We start from the raw sequence: 15,590 nt of genomic DNA on the forward strand, positions 1-15,590 counted from the left end.
AAACAACCTCAAAATCCTGTAAGTTCTGCTTACAGGATTTTTTTATTGCAATTCATTTTTTTTGTTACATTTGAGAACCTTTAAAATCTAATCTTAAACAAAAAACTACTATGAAAAAAATTGCCATTTTAATCACAACGGTTTGTGTAACAGCATTTACCTACATTTCATGTTCAGGCGGTGACGACGTCGCTAACGTAACAGACACTACAGCTGTTGGCGCTTCAATTTCTATTGATGCCGCTAACGAAATGGACGTCAATACAGGATTAGCTGTAACAAACAGCTCAGCAACTGCAAAAAGCACAGGAGCAGTTTGTGCAACAGTAACGGTTTCTGGAACTACTTACCCAAAAGTATTTACGGTAGATTATGGAACTGCTGGATGTGCAGACAACCAACTTACAAGAAAAGGAAAATTAAAACTTACGCTTTCTGGACCAATAACAACTACTGGGAGCAAATTGACAATCGAAAGAATCGACTATTCTATTAACGGAATAAAACTAGAAGGAACTATCGAGTACACAAACACGACAACCACAGCAACTATTCCGCAATGGACTAGAAAAATAACAAATGGAAAATTCACCGATTTACAAGGAAGAGTTTACACTAATTCTGGATCATACACTATAAAACAAACTGCTGGTGTTGACACTCCGTATGTTTTTGAAGATAACGTATATCAAATGACTGAAGGAACTCATACTGTAACTACAGAAAAAGGAGCAACTTTGACATTGACAGTACAAGAAGCTTTAGTAAAAAAATACTCTTGCTTATATATTTCAAAAGGAAAATTAAAAATCGAAGGCGGATTCTTAAAAGGCGTGATTGACTACGGAAACGATGACTGCGACAGCAAATTCACTTACACACATGAAAGCGGCGTGAGTTACAATTTGCAAATGTAAAAGTCTCATTTTTATAAAAATACAACAATCCCAATTTAGAAATAGATTGGGATTTATTTTTTATTAAAATTTTAATCACATCCACTACATTCAAACTATTTTCTTTATTTTGCACCAAAATCTAAAAACCAATGAAAAAATCTATTATTGCCTTTGCCGCAATTGCCCTACTTGCATCTTGCAGCAAAAAAGAAACACCTACTGACAGCTTGCACATTACAGGAAATATTAAAGGATTAAAAAACGGAACTTTATATATTCAAAGAATTGTTGACACATCACTTGTTGCAATCGACAGTATCAAAATTGATGGAAATTCAGCTTTTGAAAGCGATATCAAATTAGAATCTCCAGAAATGCTTTATTTGTTTTTAGACCGAGGTGTTACGAATTCAAAAGACAACAATATTTTATTTTTTGCAGAACCTGGAAATATTAATATTGACACTAATCTTGATAATTTCATTTACAGTGCGAAAATCACAGGATCAAAAAATCAAGAATTATACGAAGAGTATAAAAAAATAAACAGTCGTTTTAATGACGAAAGTTTAGCATTGGTTGAGCCAAGATTTAAAGCAATGAAAAGAAATGATCAAAAAGCTTTAGACAGCATTAACGCAAAAGACGACTCAAATACGAAAAGAAAATATTTGTTTGCTACAAACTTCGCCCTTAACAACAAAGATCACGAAATTGCGCCTTATATTGCTTTAGCAGAGATCTACGATATCAATGTTAAATTCTTAGATACAATTCAAAAGTCGATGACTCCAAAAGTGGCACAATCACTATACGGAAAAAAATTGACCAAATATGTTGCTGACATCAAAAAACAAGAACAGAAACAATAACCCAAAATAAAAAAACGTCCCGAAGGACGTTTTTTTTATGCTTATTTAAATCTATAAATCTTATTTCAAGAAATTATCTTCCGAGTAAACCTCCAAGGATTGCAAACACAAAAATAATCGCATATAAAGAAAGTATTGAAACCATAAAAATACCAATAAATTTATAGTGTGATTTCAAATAACCCAAAGAAGATGTTAATGCTTCAGAATCATTTTCTTTAAAGGCTCTTTTTGCATTAGAACCAAATCTAAACAAATAATAAACAGGGAAAAAATAAACAGCTGCAATTGCTAAGTAAATAAAGCTCATAAATGCCCCTAAAGAACCAGCAAACATTCCCACGCCTGCCGCACTACCTAAAGACGCAAAAATTGCTCCTGCGAAAATTGCAAAAAGAACAAAAAATCCAATTCCTACAAATCCCAAAATTGACAAGAAATATGCCCATTTTGCGGTTTCTTTTAAAAAATCTTTTGCAGATTGATCGAGCTGCAACTCGAATTTTTCAAACACTGAAGTTTCTTCCATTATTAAATATGTTTTTGGTTAAAAAACAAACATAAGAAATTTATTGTTTAAAAAAAGCTAATGATTAAATTTCAAAATTAAAATTCCAACTAGAGCTTGAAACCCGAAACCTTAAACTTGCAACCTTAAGTTTTGAACAAAAAAAAACCACCACATTTCTGTGATGGTTTTTGAGCCGATAGAGGGACTCGAACCCACGACCTGCTGATTACAAATCAGCTGCTCTAGCCAGCTGAGCTACATCGGCCTATTTTGCGAGTGCAAAGATAGAAATGTTTTTTAATATTCCAAAAAAAAATTTCACACCACTCTCTATAATTAAAAAAACCACCACATTTACTGTGATGGTTTCCGTTTTTTGAGCCGATAGAGGGACTCGAACCCACGACCTGCTGATTACAAATCAGCTGCTCTAGCCAGCTGAGCTACATCGGCGTCATTACGGGTGCAAATATAAAGCGGTTTTTCGTTTTCCCAAAATAAATTTGCACTTTTTTACACTTTTTTTTGATTAAAGTGCGTTGATTTTTTCAATCAATTGATTAGCAGTTTGTTCTAATTCAACATTGATTTGTTTGAAGTGTGCTTTTTTATTTTCAACGTTCTTAGCGTTCACTTTTGTAATCAAAGTATCGAATGCAGCGATAGCTTCATCGATTAAAGCATTCGTTTCTGGAGTAGGATTTCCTGTTGTAGACATCTCAAACAAGTAAACTGCCTCAATAATATCTCCTAATACGAAATTGATGTCTTTCTTTAAATTTTTAACGTTTGCCATTTTATTATAATTTTAATTTGCGTCTGCAAAAATACACATATTCTTTATATTAAGTGTTAAGAAATGTAAATTTCTAAAATTGAAGCTTTTCCACTCAGATTAAATGAATTTATCGCAGCTGGAACCAACACTGTATCTCCTTTTATATATGTATGCTTAAATCCGTCATATTCAATTTCGAAACTTCCCTCAACACACATATAAACCGTAAACGTCTCGCCAGATTTAGAAACTTCAACTTTATTTTCTAGCGGAATCAAATTGGTTGTAAAATAAGGACAATCTACAACTGTATTGGAAGTATTGACTTTTGTCTCATATTTTTTCTGAGTTTCTACTCTATTATAGTTAATTGCATCTAAAGCAAGATCTACGTGCAATTCTCTTTTATTTCCTTGAGCATCTACTCTATCAAAATCGTACAAACGATATGTAATATCTGAAGTCTGCTGAATTTCGGCAACAACCAAACCTGCTCCAATTGCGTGAACCGTTCCCGTTTCTAAAAAGAAAACATCTCCAGATTTTGCTTTTACATCATCTAAAATCGAAACCAGCGTATTATCATGCAAATGTTTCAAATATTCCTCTTTGCTTGAGTTTTCTTTAAATCCAACAATAATTCTTGCATCGGCGTCGGCTTGCATTACATACCACATTTCCGTTTTACCGAATGAATTATGACGCTCTTTTGCCAATTTATCATTTGGATGCACCTGAATCGAAAGATCTTCGCGCGCATCAAGATATTTAAAAAGCAACGGAAATTGTTTTCCAAAACGTTCATAAACTCTAGTTCCAAGAATTTCATTCGGAGTTTCATCAATCAGTTGCATTAATGATTTTCCTTTCAAAGCACCATTTGAAACTACACTAACATCGCCTTCAACTGTTGACAGTTCCCAGCTTTCGCCAGTAATTTTAGAAGTAATTGGCTTATTTAATAAAGTTTTTAATTTTTCGCCTCCCCAGATTCTTTCTTTTAAAATAGGTTCAAATTGTAATGGATAAAATTGCATAGTTGTTGTTGTTTTTTTTGCTAATATCTTTATTATTTAAATATTGAAATAATACTATTTTCTTAATTTATAATACTAATTCTTTAATCGTTTCTAATGCTTTCGGAATGTGTTTTGCCGCATTCATACTATCAAAAATATAGATTACGACACCATTGCGATCAACGATATAAGTTACTCTTCCTGGCAAAAGCCCAAAAAGGTTATTTCGTACGCCAAACAATTGCCTCAATCTTTTATCTTGATCTGACAGCAAAATAAAAGGCAACTTATGCTTATTGGCAAATTTGTGATGTGATTTGACACTATCACTGCTGATACCAATAACTTCAGCGCCTAGATCTTTGAAATCTTCATATTGATCGCGAAAACTACAAGCTTCGGTCGTGCAGCCCGGCGTATTATCTTTTGGGTAAAAATAAATAACGAGCGGTTTTCTACCTAAAACGCTTTGGCTTTCAAAAAGTTCCCCATGACTATCTTTTGCAGTAAAATTCGGAACTATATCTCCTATTTTTAATGACATTTATTATTCTCCTTTATAAGTTACAAAATTGCGGTCGGTTTCATAAAGCACAACTTCTAGATCAAAATCGGGCTGAATTCTTTTTCTAATTTTATTCCATATCACAACAGCAATATTTTCTGCAGTTGGATTCAAATCCTGAAATTCTGGAACATCCAGATTTAGGTTTTTGTGATCAAACGGAATCTCAACTTCTTCAAGTATGATATCCGCTAATACTTTCACATCTAAAACAAAACCAGTTTCCGGGTCAATTTTTCCTGTAACACTAACTGTCAAACCATAATTGTGACCATGAAAATTGGGATTGTTACATTTTCCAAAAACAGCATTGTTTTTTTCTGATGTCCAATCTTTCCTATGTAATCGATGCGCAGCATTAAAATGTGCTTTTCTTGATATGGTTACTCTCATTTAGGTTTTTGGTTGCTTTGGTTATAATTTGTGGTCTTCAAGATAATGATCAAATTCATCGAAAATTATCTTAAACCAAACGGTATAAATTTCGGGCTGTTTCTCAATATCAGCTTTAACATCTTCAATGCTCATCCATTTCCAAGCCTCAACTTCATCTAAATTTATGTTTGGCTCATCATCATAATAACCAATCATAACGTGGTCGAGTTCATGCTCGGTTAAACCATTATCAAAAGGCGCTTTATAAATAAAATGGAAAAGCTCTTTCAATTCAGATTTAAATCCCATTTCTTCAAATAATCTTCGGCTTCCAGCTTCAATATTACTTTCCCCTTCTCTTTGATGACTGCAACAAGTATTTGTCCAAAGCAATGGCGAATGATATTTATGATGCGCACGCTGTTGCAGCATAATTTCGTTTTTACTATTTAAAATAAAAACCGAAAAGGCACGGTGCAAAAGCGCTTTTTCATGTGCTTCTAATTTTGGCATCAAGCCAATTTGTTCATCGTTTTGATTAACTAATATTACGTTTTCTTCTGTCATAAGGCTTCTTAAGCAAACAAAAATACGAAAAAAGAAATGGCTTAAAAATGCTAATTAAGCTTGATAAAATCTAAGCCTAGCATTGAATTTCTATTTTCCTGATTTACAACATTATAATTTATGTCAAAAATTAAAAGCTGTTAAAATTAAGACATAAAAACTACATTGCCTTATTTTACGTAACTAATAAAAAGTTAAAACACACTTAAAAAAATCTCAATAATAACTCCAACTGTAATTTGAAGCTAATTCTCGACGTATCTTTGAAATACAGATTAAAGCACCCAAGAACTCATGAAATCTAAAAATCTAATTTTAAGTCTTTGTTTTTTACTACCGCTTTTTATTCTACAAGCATGCGGTCAAAACACCAAAAAAGAACCTGCAAAAACAACTTCCATGGAAAATGTAATTAAAAAACCCGGAAATCCTTATTATTCAAATACCGATACGACCAAGTTAAATGTAAGCAACGCCGAATGGAAAAAAGTGTTGCCTGAAGATGTTTACGCCGTAATGCGTGAGGCAGATACCGAAAGACCTTTCACAGGAAAATATTGGAATACAGACGAAAAAGGAACATATTATTGCGCTTCTTGTGGCAATAAGCTTTTTAGATCGACTGCTAAATTTTCGAGCAGTTGCGGTTGGCCAAGTTTCTTTGAACAAGAAAACAAAACGAGCATAATTTTCAAAAATGATAATTCATACGGAATGGAACGAATAGAAGCACTTTGCGGAAGATGCGGCGGACATTTAGGCCATTTGTTTGATGACGGACCAGAACCAACTGGAAAGCGTTATTGCATGAATTCCATTGCCTTAGATTTTATCCCTGATTCTAAATAATTAATTCCAATGAAAAATATACTTTTAACTTGTCTGTTTGCCTTATCATTAAATGGATTTTCGCAAAATAAAAAAGCTTCAAATCTTGAAACTATTACGCTCGGAGGCGGATGCTACTGGTGCGTTGAAGCAGTTTATGAAAACTTGGACGGAGTAAAATCTGTGGTTTCTGGATTTTCTGGAGGCACCGTTCCAAATCCTAGCTATGAAGAAGTATGCACTGGCGAAACAGGTCACGCCGAGGTTGTACAAATTACGTATGACAAAAACGTAACCGATATTAACGAAATCTTCAAAGTCTTTTTTACCGTTCACGATCCAACAACCTTAAATCGTCAAGGCGCAGATGTTGGAACACAATACCGTTCTGTGATTTTTTACAAAAACGAAGAGCAGAAAAAAGCGGCACAAAGCATTATAGCCGAATTGAATAAAGCAAAGGTTTACAATAATCCAATTGTGACTAAAGTTGAGCCTTTCAAAGTTTTTTACAAAGCGGAGGATTATCATCAAAATTATTATGCGAATAATAAAAATCAGCCGTATTGCAAAATGGTCATTCAGCCGAAAATAGAGAAATTTGAGAAAGTCTTTAAAGACAAACTGAAAAAGAAATCATAAAAAAAAGGGAAATGAATCGATATCATTTCCCTTTTTTTATGGCTTGAACTTTGTCAAAGTTTGAAACTTTGACAAAGTTGAATAATCTTAAATTATTGTTTTGCTACTTTTTTGAATCGCATCGTTGCTACATCGCCTTCATTCAAAATCAGTTTTCCATCTTTATCAATAGAATAGCTTGTGATTTTTTTCATTTGCTGCAAAAATTGTTGCTCTCCTCCTCCATCACAAAACATTAATGTTGACGGGCCTGGCTCCCCAAAAGTCAAAGAATTTCCGCTTAATGTATAAGGTGCGCTGTATCCGTTGCATCCATTATTCCCAAAAACTTTTGTTTCTTTTTGATCAAAAGTAATTTGCGGTTTTTTATTTGGATATAATCCTTCAAAAGCAATTCTTGGCCCAGAAATATATTCTAATTCCCAAGTTGTATCATAAATACTAGCAGTGCTTTTATCTTTTGATGCCCCACAAGAGTTTAGCAATAAAGTCAAAACTGAAACGATAGCAAGTGTATATTTTTTCATAAAATGCATTTTTAAAAATTAATAAAATTTGTTTTTTTGAAGATTAAAATTCTGTTATAAACATTCCATTCTCAACATTCATGCCTATTTAAACTTAAATTTCATTTCAAATTGAAATTTCTTGATCTCTAAGTTACGTCATTTTATTCAAAACAATCTTAATCAAATGTTTAAATTACAATTCGCAATTCTATTTTTTTTGTAATTTGCAAGGATAAAAACCAAGAAACCTCATCAAAAAACCAAAAAAATGAAGCAATTATTAGCATTCTTTGCATTCTTAATTACAATCCACCAAATACAAGCACAGGAAAACCTTCCTACAGATTACCTTTCAAAAGAATTCCACAAAGGGCGTCGCGAAGCTTTCAGAGCTTTGATGCCGGACAATTCTGTTGCTGTAATTTTTTCGTATCCAGAAAGAGTATTTTCAAGAGACATCAATTACAATTACCATCAAAATCCTGACCTGTATTATTTAACAGGTTACAAAGAGCCAGACGCCGTTTTATTGCTTTTTAAAGAATCTCAAGGAAGCGAAAAATACAATGAAGTTCTTTTTGTGAGAGAACGAAATGCTAGTCGAGAAATGTGGACAGGAAGGCGTTTAGGAGTTGAAGGCGCGAAATCGAAATTGGGTTTTGCAAATGTTTTTAACGGAAAAGAATTTAAAGATTTCAATATCGACTTTAAAAAATTCGGCAAAATAATTTATGATAAAATCCCAACAGATATTAGCAATGATAAAAGCGGTTTTGATTTAGCGGGTTTAATTGAAACTTTCAAGTCTAAAGCTTCTATCACAACAGAAAATAAAGATGCTCAGAATGTTTTTAGCACAATCACCAATTCATTAAGAGAAATCAAAACCCCGGAAGAACTTGATTTGATGCGAAAAACGGTTAAACTTTCTTGCATTGCACACAATGAAGTAATGAAGGCTGTTGGACCAGACATGAGCGAAAATGAGGCTGACGGAATTCATGCCTACGTTCACAGACATTACGGTGCTGAAGACGAAGGTTATCCGCCAATTGTTGGTGTTGGTGCAAACGGCTGTATTTTACATTATGGCGAAAATAATGCGCAAAAAATGGACAACCAATTATTATTAATGGATGTTGGTTCAGAATATCACGGTTATTCTGCTGATGTTACTCGAACAGTTCCTGCAAACGGAAAATTCACAGAAGAACAAAAAGCCATTTATCAATTGGTTTATGAGGCACAAGAAGAGGTTTTTAAAATTTGTAAAGAAGGAACTCCATTTCAGGATTTAAATACAAAAGCAAGAGAAGTTATTGCTGCTGGACTTGTCAAACTCGGAATCATAACAGATCCCAAAGATGCTAGAATATACTATCCGCATAGTTGTTCACATTTTCTTGGCTTGGATGTTCATGACAAAGGCGATTACATGGGCAAACTAAAAGAAAACATGATTTTTACCGTTGAGCCCGGAATTTACATTCCAGCAAACAGCAAATGCGATAAAAAATGGTGGAATATTGGTGTCCGAATCGAAGACGATATTTTAATCACAAAAGGCTCATCCGAAAATCTTTCAGCAGAATCTCCAAGAAAATGGCAGGATGTTGAAGCTATGGCCAAACAAAAAAGCACTTTTAACGAAATGAAATTTCCTAAAATATAACATCAAAGGATTATTTTAACACATAGAAACATAGATTATTTACTTCTACAAAAAGTAGACAAAAGAAGAAGCTAGCTTCCACACATAGCTATGTTAATTGAAGCAAGTGAAACGCCTTTCGAGATTTACAAAAACTATGTCTCTATGTGTTAAAACAATAAATTTAGAGTATCAAAGCCACGTAATTTTCCCGTACTTTGTATTCTAAATTTATTAAAAATGAAAGCACTTACATTTTCTTCTTTTGGAGATTCAGATGTTTTAGAATATATAGAAATCCCTAATCCACAATTAAAAAGCGATGAAATCTTAGTCGAAATGAAAGCCATCGGCTTAAATTTTGCCGATGTCTACAGACGAAAAGGAAATTATCATTTAAAAGGAAATCCGCCTTTTATTGCTGGTTATGAAGGCGCTGGAATTGTGGTCGATGCCAATAATCATCCCGAATATAAAATTGGTGATCGTGTGGCTTTCGCCGATGTTCCTTTCGCAAATGCTGAACTGGTTGCCGTCAATATCAATCACGTTTTGCCTTTGCCCGAAGCCATTTCTTTCGAAACTGCAGCTTCTGTTTTGCTTCAAGGTTTGACGGCACATTATTTAGCTACCGATAGCCATAAAACCCAAAAAGGCGAAACCGTATTAATTCACGCTGTTGCTGGAGGAGTTGGACAAATTTTAACTCAAATCAGCAAACTTTTAGGCGCGAACGTTATTGGCTTGACTTCATCTGCAGACAAAGCCAAAATTGCGCTAGAACAAGGCGCTGATCAGGTTTTTCTTTATATTGACAACTGGAAGTCGCAAATTTTCAAAATCGTCCCAAAAGGGGTCGACGTAACTTACGACAGCATAGGAAGTACATTAAATCAAAGTTTTGAAGCCACAAAAGAATGTGGTCAAGTCGTTTTCTTTGGAATGGCGGGCGGCGATCCAGCACCTGTCGATCCAAGAATGCTAATGGATACTTCAAAAACCCTAACAGGTGGCGATTTATGGAGTTATTTAAATTCTAAAGAAGAAAGAATTAAAAGAGCAACACAATTATTCAATTGGATTGTCGACGGAAAAATCAAGATTTCAGGACCAACATCTTTCAAATTATCAGAAGGAAAATTGGCGCACGATTATCTTGAAAGCAGAAAAAGTACAGGGAAAATCATTTTGATTCCGTAAATAATCAGGGCGTGCCATCAATAAAAAAAGGGCCCAACTTAGCAATGCGCTTAGTCGGCCCCTTTTTTATTGCTGTCGGGCTATCCGCGCTACTTCGGTAGCTTGCTCCTATCCCTCACGCGATCTCGTTATCAAAACATTATTTACGAATTCAGAATTATATTATTTTCTCAAAGTTTCCGCAATCATCAAAGCACATTTCTCACCATCAATTGCTGCAGAAATAATGCCGCCCGCATAACCTGCACCTTCTCCGCAAGGATACAATCCTTTTATTTGCAAATGCTCTAAAGTCATAGGATCTCTCGGAATTCTAACAGGTGATGAAGTTCTACTTTCTGGCGCGTGCAAAATAGCTTCGTTAGTTAAATAACCACGCATTGATTTTCCGAATTCCTGAAAACCTTGACGCATAATTTGCGTTAAAAATCCCGGAAAAACTTGTCCCAATTCCACCGAAGTTGTTCCTGGAACATAGGATGTTTTTGGAATATCAGCTGATAATTTGCTTTGCGTAAAATCAATCATTCGTTGTGCTGGAGCTTTTTGAGTTTCCCCAGCCAAATGCCATGCTTTTTGTTCGATGCTTTTTTGAAATTCCATTCCGGCCAAAGCTCCAAATTTTGCGAAAGGTTTGAAATCTTCCAATTTCAATTCTACTACAATTCCAGAATTTGCGGTTGATTGATCACGTTTAGATGGTGACCATCCGTTTGTAACCACTTCGCCCGGGCTTGTCGCACAAGGAGCAATTACTCCACCTGGACACATACAGAACGAATACATGCCACGACCATTAACTTGTTTTACAATTGAATATGGTGCTGGAGGCAAATGTTCTCCACGGAAATCACAGCTGTATTGAATACTGTCAATCAATTCTTGAGCATGTTCTGCTCGAACTCCTAAAGCAAAAGGTTTTGCTTCTATAAAAATTTTCTTTTTATCTAATAATTCAAAAATATCACGCGCTGAATGTCCGGTTGCCAGGATCAATTTATTGGCATGAATTTTATCTCCGTTCTGCGTTACAATTCCTTCAACTTCATTATTCTTTACGAGAATATCGCTTACACGAGTTTCAAATAAAACCTGACCGCCAAATTCCCTGATTTTATTACGGATATCTTCAATAATTTTTGGCAATTTATTGGTTCCAATGTGCGGATGCGCTTCCACCAAAATATCTTCAGAAGCACCAAAAGCGACCAAAAGCTCTAAAATCCGAGTTACATCACCACGTTTCTTAGAACGCGTATATAATTTACCGTCAGAATACGTTCCTGCACCACCTTCGCCAAAACAATAATTTGAATCTTCATTTACAATATGTTCGCGGTTGATTGCTTTTAAGTCACGACGACGCCCACGAACGTCTTTTCCACGCTCTAGAACAATTGGTTTTAAACCTAATTCGATTAATTGCAAAGCAGCAAAAAGCCCAGCCGGACCTGCTCCAACTACAATAACTTCCTGCGCGTTTGAAACATCCTTATATATAGGAAGCTCCAATTTAGTTTCCTGAAAAGCTTCGCCTTTTAAATAAATAAGAACTTTCAAATTGATTTTAATCGCTTTCTGACGAGCGTCAATCGAGCGTTTTAAAATCGAAACATGCTGAATTTCTTGAACCGAAACTTTGATCTGCTTAGACAAATGGTCTTTTAGCAATGATTCGTTTGCAGCAATTTCTGGTGTAACTTGAAGTAAAAGTTCTTTAGGCATTTTATAAAATGGTAATTAATATTATTAAAAGAATTTAGACATTAAAAAATACAAGACAACATATGCCAATATTCCAATTCCTAAAGCCATATAATGCATTTTTAAATATCTAAACGAAATTTCTAATGCTTCTGAATCATCATCTCTAAATGCTATATTGACATTTAAAGAAAATTTATATAAAAAATAAAGTGGAAAAAAAATTATCAAAAAGATTAAGATATAAATAGGCAATAACCACATAATCATCGCATAACCAACCCCTCCTCCCGTTGGAACATCATTCCAAGTAGATAGCGATATATAATCATAAAATAAACGAAGAATAAAAAAAGCGGCAATTAACAATCCAATACTAGACATTGCATAAACCCATTTTCCTGCTGTCTGTAAGTGTGCTTTTGCTCCTTCACTTAGCAACAACTCATCTGAAACCAAATTATCCTTCATTTATAATTATTTTTTTTATGATTTGAGAAACCGAAAAATATTCTGCAAAAATAGCACTTTGAAATGAGATTTTATATTTCCTATAAAATTTGGACACAAATTGACACAAAGTATATCGTAAAGACGCACTGCAGTGCGTCTCTACCAAATATTGGAACGATAGCAAAATATTGAAATCGTATTTGTTTTTTCTCTCGCAGATATCGCAGATTTTGGAGATTTTTTTTAGCACAAAGAATATCGTAGAGATGCATTGATGTGTGTCTACGCAAAGAATTTCCACAACACGTTAGACGCACTGCAGTGCGACTCTGCAAAAAAACTCAGAACCTTAGCATCTCAGAACCTTAGCCCCTTTAAAAAAGACTTTGTATCTTTGTTTCTCTGTCACTTTGAACCTTAAAAAAAATGTCTAGAAAAATAAAATTGATTTGGGATTTTCGTGGCCCGGCTTCTGCAAAAACAGCCGAACATCACGAAATTCATTTAAAAGAATATATCGCAATTGAAAAACTACCTTTAAATATTACCGGATTTAAAATCATAAACGACATGCACGCCACAGCATTTATGGTGGTTACCGACGAAAATATGATTCAAGTAAGAGATGCTTTGAAACCGCACCGAGGGGAAATTTATACCGAGTAAAATTCCAATATTTTAAATTCAAAATTCCAACCTTTGGAAAACTCAATAAAAAAATTCCAAATTCCAAGCGATGAAGCAATTGGAATTTGGAATTTATATTTTAAACTTTTTGTTTTTGGAATTTAACTTTAGTTTGCAACTTCGCTGATAAATTTAATACGCATCAAACGTAATTCATCAATATCATAGTCGCCATCAAACTCTTTTAAGGCATCTTCGATTTTATCCGATTCTGATTCCATGAAGTAATCGTGAATTTCTTCTTGTTGATCATCATCCAACATATCGTCTAGCCAATATTTGATATTCAGTTTTGTTCCTGAATAAACAATCTGTTCCATTTCTTTGATCAAAGCATCCATCGAAAGCCCTTTTGCAGAAGCAATATCGCTTAAAGGCAGTTTTCTGTCAATGTTTTGAATAATGTATAATTTGTTGGCAGAATTTACTCCTGTAGATTTCACAACCAAATCATCTGGACGAATAATATCATTATCCTCAACATATCGGCTGATTAAGGCTACGAATTCTCCACCATATTTTTTGGCTTTTCCTTCTCCAACTCCATGAATATTGTATAATTCAGTTAATGAGATTGGATATTTCAACGCCATATCTTCAAGCGAAGGATCCTGGAAAACTACAAATGGAGGAACTCCCAGTTTTTTGGCAACTTTTTTACGAAGTTCACGCAACATTCCAGTCAAAACTTCATCAGCGGTACCCGAAGCTTTAGAACCTGAAACAATAGTTTCATCATCAGCTTCAGTATATTCATGATCTTCAGACATCATAAATGAAACCGGTTTTTTAATAAAATCCAAACCTGCTTTCGTTATTTTGATAACGCCATACGTTTCAATATCTTTTGACAAATAACCAGAAACCAAAACTTGTCTCAATAATGCCATCCAATATTTTTCATCATGGTCTGAACCCGTTCCGAAGAAAGATTGCGTATCTGTTTTGTGTGCTTTAATTACTGCGTTAATACGACCAATTAAAGTGAACACAATTTCTTTTGATTTATAAATATGTTTCGTATCACGAACAATTTCAAGCAATTTGACCACTTGATCTTTGGCTTCCACTTTATGTTTTGGATTACGAACATTGTCATCCATATCTGCGCCTTCGCCAGTTTCGCTGTCAAATTCTTCGCCAAAATAATGAAGAAGAAACTTTCTGCGCGACATTGAGGTTTCGGCGTAAGCCACAACTTCCTGCAAAAGCGCAAAACCAATTTCCTGTTCAGCAACTGGTTTTCCAGACATAAATTTCTCCAGCTTTTCTACATCTTTATAAGAGTAATACGCTAAACAATGTCCTTCTCCTCCATCTCGACCAGCACGACCCGTTTCTTGGTAATAACTTTCAAGCGATTTTGGAATATCGTGGTGAATTACAAAACGAACATCTGGTTTGTCAATTCCCATTCCGAAGGCGATTGTTGCCACCACAACATCAACATCTTCCATCAAAAACATATCTTGATGTTTGGCACGTGTTTTTGCATCTAAACCTGCGTGATAAGGAACAGCGCTAATTCCGTTGACTTGTAAAACTTCGGCAATCGATTCTACTTTTTTTCGGCTTAAGCAATAAATAATTCCCGATTTGCCTTTATGTTGTTTGATAAATCGAATAATATCCGATTCAATATTTTTCGTTTTTGTGCGAACTTCATAAAATAAGTTCGGTCTGTTGAATGATGCTTTGAAAGTATTTGCATCAGCCATATCAAGGTTTTTCAGAATATCTTCCTGAACTTTTGGGGTTGCAGTTGCGGTAAGTCCAATAATTGGCACTTTACCTAATTGTTTAATTATATTTCTAAGATTTCTGTATTCCGGCCTAAAATCATGTCCCCACTCTGAAATACAGTGTGCTTCGTCAATTGCGACGAAAGAAATGGGCACACTTTGCAAAAAAGCCACATATTCTTCCTTAGTTAAAGATTCGGGCGCAACATACAAAAGCTTTGTCAGGCCTGAACTAATATCCTTTTTAACTTGGGCAATTTCTGTTTTTGTAAGAGAAGAATTGAGCACATGCGCAATTCCATTTTCTGAAGAAAGGCTTCGAATCGCATCGACCTGATTTTTCATCAAAGCAATTAAGGGAGAAACGACAATTGCCGTTCCATCCTGAATTAAAGCGGGTAATTGATAACAAAGAGACTTTCCACCGCCCGTAGGCATAATTACAAAAGTATTCTTCTTACCTAAAATACTCGTAACGACTTGCTCCTGCAAGCCCTTAAATTGGCTAAAGCCGAAATACTTCTTTAATTCCTTGTGTATTTCAATTTCGTTTGAATTCATTCTTTATTTTAATGGATATTTTTGTAT

General features: G+C 34.6%; 17 protein-coding genes and 2 tRNA genes. 7 read left to right on the forward strand and 12 right to left on the reverse strand.

What is annotated here, in order from left to right:
* Positions 1–110 precede the first annotated feature (110 nt).
* Complete coding sequence (locus AAYQ19_RS14565; RefSeq protein WP_343537211.1) at positions 111–917, forward strand: hypothetical protein; 807 nt, start codon at positions 111–113, stop codon at positions 915–917.
* Positions 918–1,048: 131 nt separating this feature from the next.
* Complete coding sequence (locus AAYQ19_RS14570; RefSeq protein WP_343537212.1) at positions 1,049–1,771, forward strand: DUF4369 domain-containing protein; 723 nt, start codon at positions 1,049–1,051, stop codon at positions 1,769–1,771.
* Positions 1,772–1,844: 73 nt separating this feature from the next.
* Here the strand turns inward: AAYQ19_RS14570 and AAYQ19_RS14575 are convergent, their stop codons facing one another.
* From AAYQ19_RS14575 to idi, 8 genes are all read right to left on the reverse strand, one after another.
* Complete coding sequence (locus AAYQ19_RS14575; protein ID WP_343537213.1) at positions 1,845–2,300, reverse strand: hypothetical protein; 456 nt, start codon at positions 2,298–2,300, stop codon at positions 1,845–1,847.
* Between the two features lie 173 nt (positions 2,301–2,473).
* Positions 2,474–2,547: transfer RNA gene (locus AAYQ19_RS14580), tRNA-Thr, on the reverse strand.
* Positions 2,548–2,661: 114 nt separating this feature from the next.
* Positions 2,662–2,735: transfer RNA gene (locus AAYQ19_RS14585), tRNA-Thr, on the reverse strand.
* A gap of 76 nt (positions 2,736–2,811) precedes the next feature.
* On the reverse strand, positions 2,812–3,078 hold the full coding sequence (locus AAYQ19_RS14590) for a hypothetical protein (protein ID WP_012022371.1): 267 nt from the start codon (positions 3,076–3,078) through the stop codon (positions 2,812–2,814).
* Between the two features lie 56 nt (positions 3,079–3,134).
* Positions 3,135–4,097 (reverse strand): type I phosphomannose isomerase catalytic subunit, encoded by a 963-nt coding sequence (locus AAYQ19_RS14595; protein WP_343537217.1) that lies wholly within the window; start codon positions 4,095–4,097, stop codon positions 3,135–3,137.
* 67 nt (positions 4,098–4,164) lie between these two features.
* The gene (locus tag AAYQ19_RS14600) at positions 4,165–4,623 is read right to left on the reverse strand and encodes a peroxiredoxin (protein ID WP_343537218.1); all 459 of its coding nucleotides are present in this window, start codon (positions 4,621–4,623) and stop codon (positions 4,165–4,167) included.
* A 3-nt stretch (positions 4,624–4,626) separates the two neighbouring features.
* Positions 4,627–5,037, reverse strand: coding sequence for a 6-carboxytetrahydropterin synthase (locus AAYQ19_RS14605; RefSeq protein ID WP_343537219.1), 411 nt, complete (start codon positions 5,035–5,037; stop codon positions 4,627–4,629).
* Between the two features lie 21 nt (positions 5,038–5,058).
* Positions 5,059–5,586 (reverse strand): isopentenyl-diphosphate Delta-isomerase, encoded by a 528-nt coding sequence (gene idi / locus AAYQ19_RS14610; RefSeq protein ID WP_343537220.1) that lies wholly within the window; start codon positions 5,584–5,586, stop codon positions 5,059–5,061.
* Positions 5,587–5,880: 294 nt separating this feature from the next.
* On the opposite strand from idi, the gene msrB reads away from it, so the two are divergent.
* Together msrB and msrA are read left to right on the forward strand one after the other, a co-directional pair.
* Positions 5,881–6,435, forward strand: coding sequence for a peptide-methionine (R)-S-oxide reductase MsrB (gene msrB, locus AAYQ19_RS14615; RefSeq protein ID WP_343537221.1), 555 nt, complete (start codon positions 5,881–5,883; stop codon positions 6,433–6,435).
* A gap of 9 nt (positions 6,436–6,444) precedes the next feature.
* Positions 6,445–7,056, forward strand: a complete 612-nt coding sequence (msrA, locus tag AAYQ19_RS14620; RefSeq protein WP_343537222.1) for a peptide-methionine (S)-S-oxide reductase MsrA — start codon at positions 6,445–6,447, stop codon at positions 7,054–7,056.
* 92 nt (positions 7,057–7,148) lie between these two features.
* Here the strand turns inward: msrA and AAYQ19_RS14625 are convergent, their stop codons facing one another.
* A complete protein-coding gene (locus tag AAYQ19_RS14625; protein ID WP_343537223.1) occupies positions 7,149–7,583 on the reverse strand; it encodes an META domain-containing protein in 435 nt (144 codons plus the stop codon).
* A gap of 250 nt (positions 7,584–7,833) precedes the next feature.
* Here AAYQ19_RS14625 and AAYQ19_RS14630 point away from each other — a divergent pair, with 250 nt between their 5' ends.
* Together AAYQ19_RS14630 and AAYQ19_RS14635 are read left to right on the forward strand one after the other, a co-directional pair.
* A complete protein-coding gene (locus tag AAYQ19_RS14630; protein ID WP_343537224.1) occupies positions 7,834–9,237 on the forward strand; it encodes an aminopeptidase P N-terminal domain-containing protein in 1,404 nt (467 codons plus the stop codon).
* A gap of 219 nt (positions 9,238–9,456) precedes the next feature.
* The gene (locus tag AAYQ19_RS14635; RefSeq protein WP_343537225.1) at positions 9,457–10,416 is read left to right on the forward strand and encodes a quinone oxidoreductase family protein; all 960 of its coding nucleotides are present in this window, start codon (positions 9,457–9,459) and stop codon (positions 10,414–10,416) included.
* A 162-nt stretch (positions 10,417–10,578) separates the two neighbouring features.
* Here the strand turns inward: AAYQ19_RS14635 and AAYQ19_RS14640 are convergent, their stop codons facing one another.
* Positions 10,579–12,141 (reverse strand): NAD(P)/FAD-dependent oxidoreductase, encoded by a 1,563-nt coding sequence (locus tag AAYQ19_RS14640; protein WP_343537226.1) that lies wholly within the window; start codon positions 12,139–12,141, stop codon positions 10,579–10,581.
* Between the two features lie 24 nt (positions 12,142–12,165).
* Positions 12,166–12,591, reverse strand: coding sequence for a hypothetical protein (locus AAYQ19_RS14645; protein ID WP_343537227.1), 426 nt, complete (start codon positions 12,589–12,591; stop codon positions 12,166–12,168).
* Between the two features lie 408 nt (positions 12,592–12,999).
* Between AAYQ19_RS14645 and AAYQ19_RS14650 the strand changes: the two genes are divergently transcribed.
* Positions 13,000–13,239: a hypothetical protein gene (locus AAYQ19_RS14650; RefSeq protein ID WP_343537228.1), complete on the forward strand. Its 240-nt coding sequence runs from the start codon at positions 13,000–13,002 to the stop codon at positions 13,237–13,239.
* Positions 13,240–13,367: 128 nt separating this feature from the next.
* On the opposite strand, the gene recQ is transcribed toward AAYQ19_RS14650, so the two are convergent.
* Positions 13,368–15,563 carry a DNA helicase RecQ gene (gene recQ / locus AAYQ19_RS14655; RefSeq protein ID WP_343537230.1) on the reverse strand — a complete coding sequence of 732 codons (2,196 nt, stop codon included), beginning with the start codon at positions 15,561–15,563 and terminating at the stop codon, positions 13,368–13,370.
* Between the last annotated feature and the right edge of the window lie 27 nt (positions 15,564–15,590).

Source organism: Flavobacterium mesophilum (assembly GCF_039581405.1).
Taxonomy (GTDB): Bacteria; Bacteroidota; Bacteroidia; order Flavobacteriales; family Flavobacteriaceae; genus Flavobacterium.

What these genes read in the sequence shown, in the direction of transcription:
- idi (WP_343537220.1), bottom strand. Translation starts at nt 5,586, where the DNA reads ATGACAGAAGAAAACGTAATATTAGTTAATCAAAACGATGAACAAATT.
- msrB (WP_343537221.1), top strand. Translation starts at nt 5,881, where the DNA reads ATGAAATCTAAAAATCTAATTTTAAGTCTTTGTTTTTTACTACCGCTT.
- recQ (WP_343537230.1), bottom strand. Translation starts at nt 15,563, where the DNA reads ATGAATTCAAACGAAATTGAAATACACAAGGAATTAAAGAAGTATTTC.
- msrA (WP_343537222.1), top strand. Translation starts at nt 6,445, where the DNA reads ATGAAAAATATACTTTTAACTTGTCTGTTTGCCTTATCATTAAATGGA.
- AAYQ19_RS14575 (WP_343537213.1), bottom strand. Translation starts at nt 2,300, where the DNA reads ATGGAAGAAACTTCAGTGTTTGAAAAATTCGAGTTGCAGCTCGATCAA.
- AAYQ19_RS14630 (WP_343537224.1), top strand. Translation starts at nt 7,834, where the DNA reads ATGAAGCAATTATTAGCATTCTTTGCATTCTTAATTACAATCCACCAA.
- AAYQ19_RS14640 (WP_343537226.1), bottom strand. Translation starts at nt 12,141, where the DNA reads ATGCCTAAAGAACTTTTACTTCAAGTTACACCAGAAATTGCTGCAAAC.
- AAYQ19_RS14565 (WP_343537211.1), top strand. Translation starts at nt 111, where the DNA reads ATGAAAAAAATTGCCATTTTAATCACAACGGTTTGTGTAACAGCATTT.
- AAYQ19_RS14590 (WP_012022371.1), bottom strand. Translation starts at nt 3,078, where the DNA reads ATGGCAAACGTTAAAAATTTAAAGAAAGACATCAATTTCGTATTAGGA.
- AAYQ19_RS14600 (WP_343537218.1), bottom strand. Translation starts at nt 4,623, where the DNA reads ATGTCATTAAAAATAGGAGATATAGTTCCGAATTTTACTGCAAAAGAT.
- AAYQ19_RS14570 (WP_343537212.1), top strand. Translation starts at nt 1,049, where the DNA reads ATGAAAAAATCTATTATTGCCTTTGCCGCAATTGCCCTACTTGCATCT.
- AAYQ19_RS14645 (WP_343537227.1), bottom strand. Translation starts at nt 12,591, where the DNA reads ATGAAGGATAATTTGGTTTCAGATGAGTTGTTGCTAAGTGAAGGAGCA.
- AAYQ19_RS14625 (WP_343537223.1), bottom strand. Translation starts at nt 7,583, where the DNA reads ATGAAAAAATATACACTTGCTATCGTTTCAGTTTTGACTTTATTGCTA.
- AAYQ19_RS14635 (WP_343537225.1), top strand. Translation starts at nt 9,457, where the DNA reads ATGAAAGCACTTACATTTTCTTCTTTTGGAGATTCAGATGTTTTAGAA.
- AAYQ19_RS14650 (WP_343537228.1), top strand. Translation starts at nt 13,000, where the DNA reads ATGTCTAGAAAAATAAAATTGATTTGGGATTTTCGTGGCCCGGCTTCT.
- AAYQ19_RS14605 (WP_343537219.1), bottom strand. Translation starts at nt 5,037, where the DNA reads ATGAGAGTAACCATATCAAGAAAAGCACATTTTAATGCTGCGCATCGA.
- AAYQ19_RS14595 (WP_343537217.1), bottom strand. Translation starts at nt 4,097, where the DNA reads ATGCAATTTTATCCATTACAATTTGAACCTATTTTAAAAGAAAGAATC.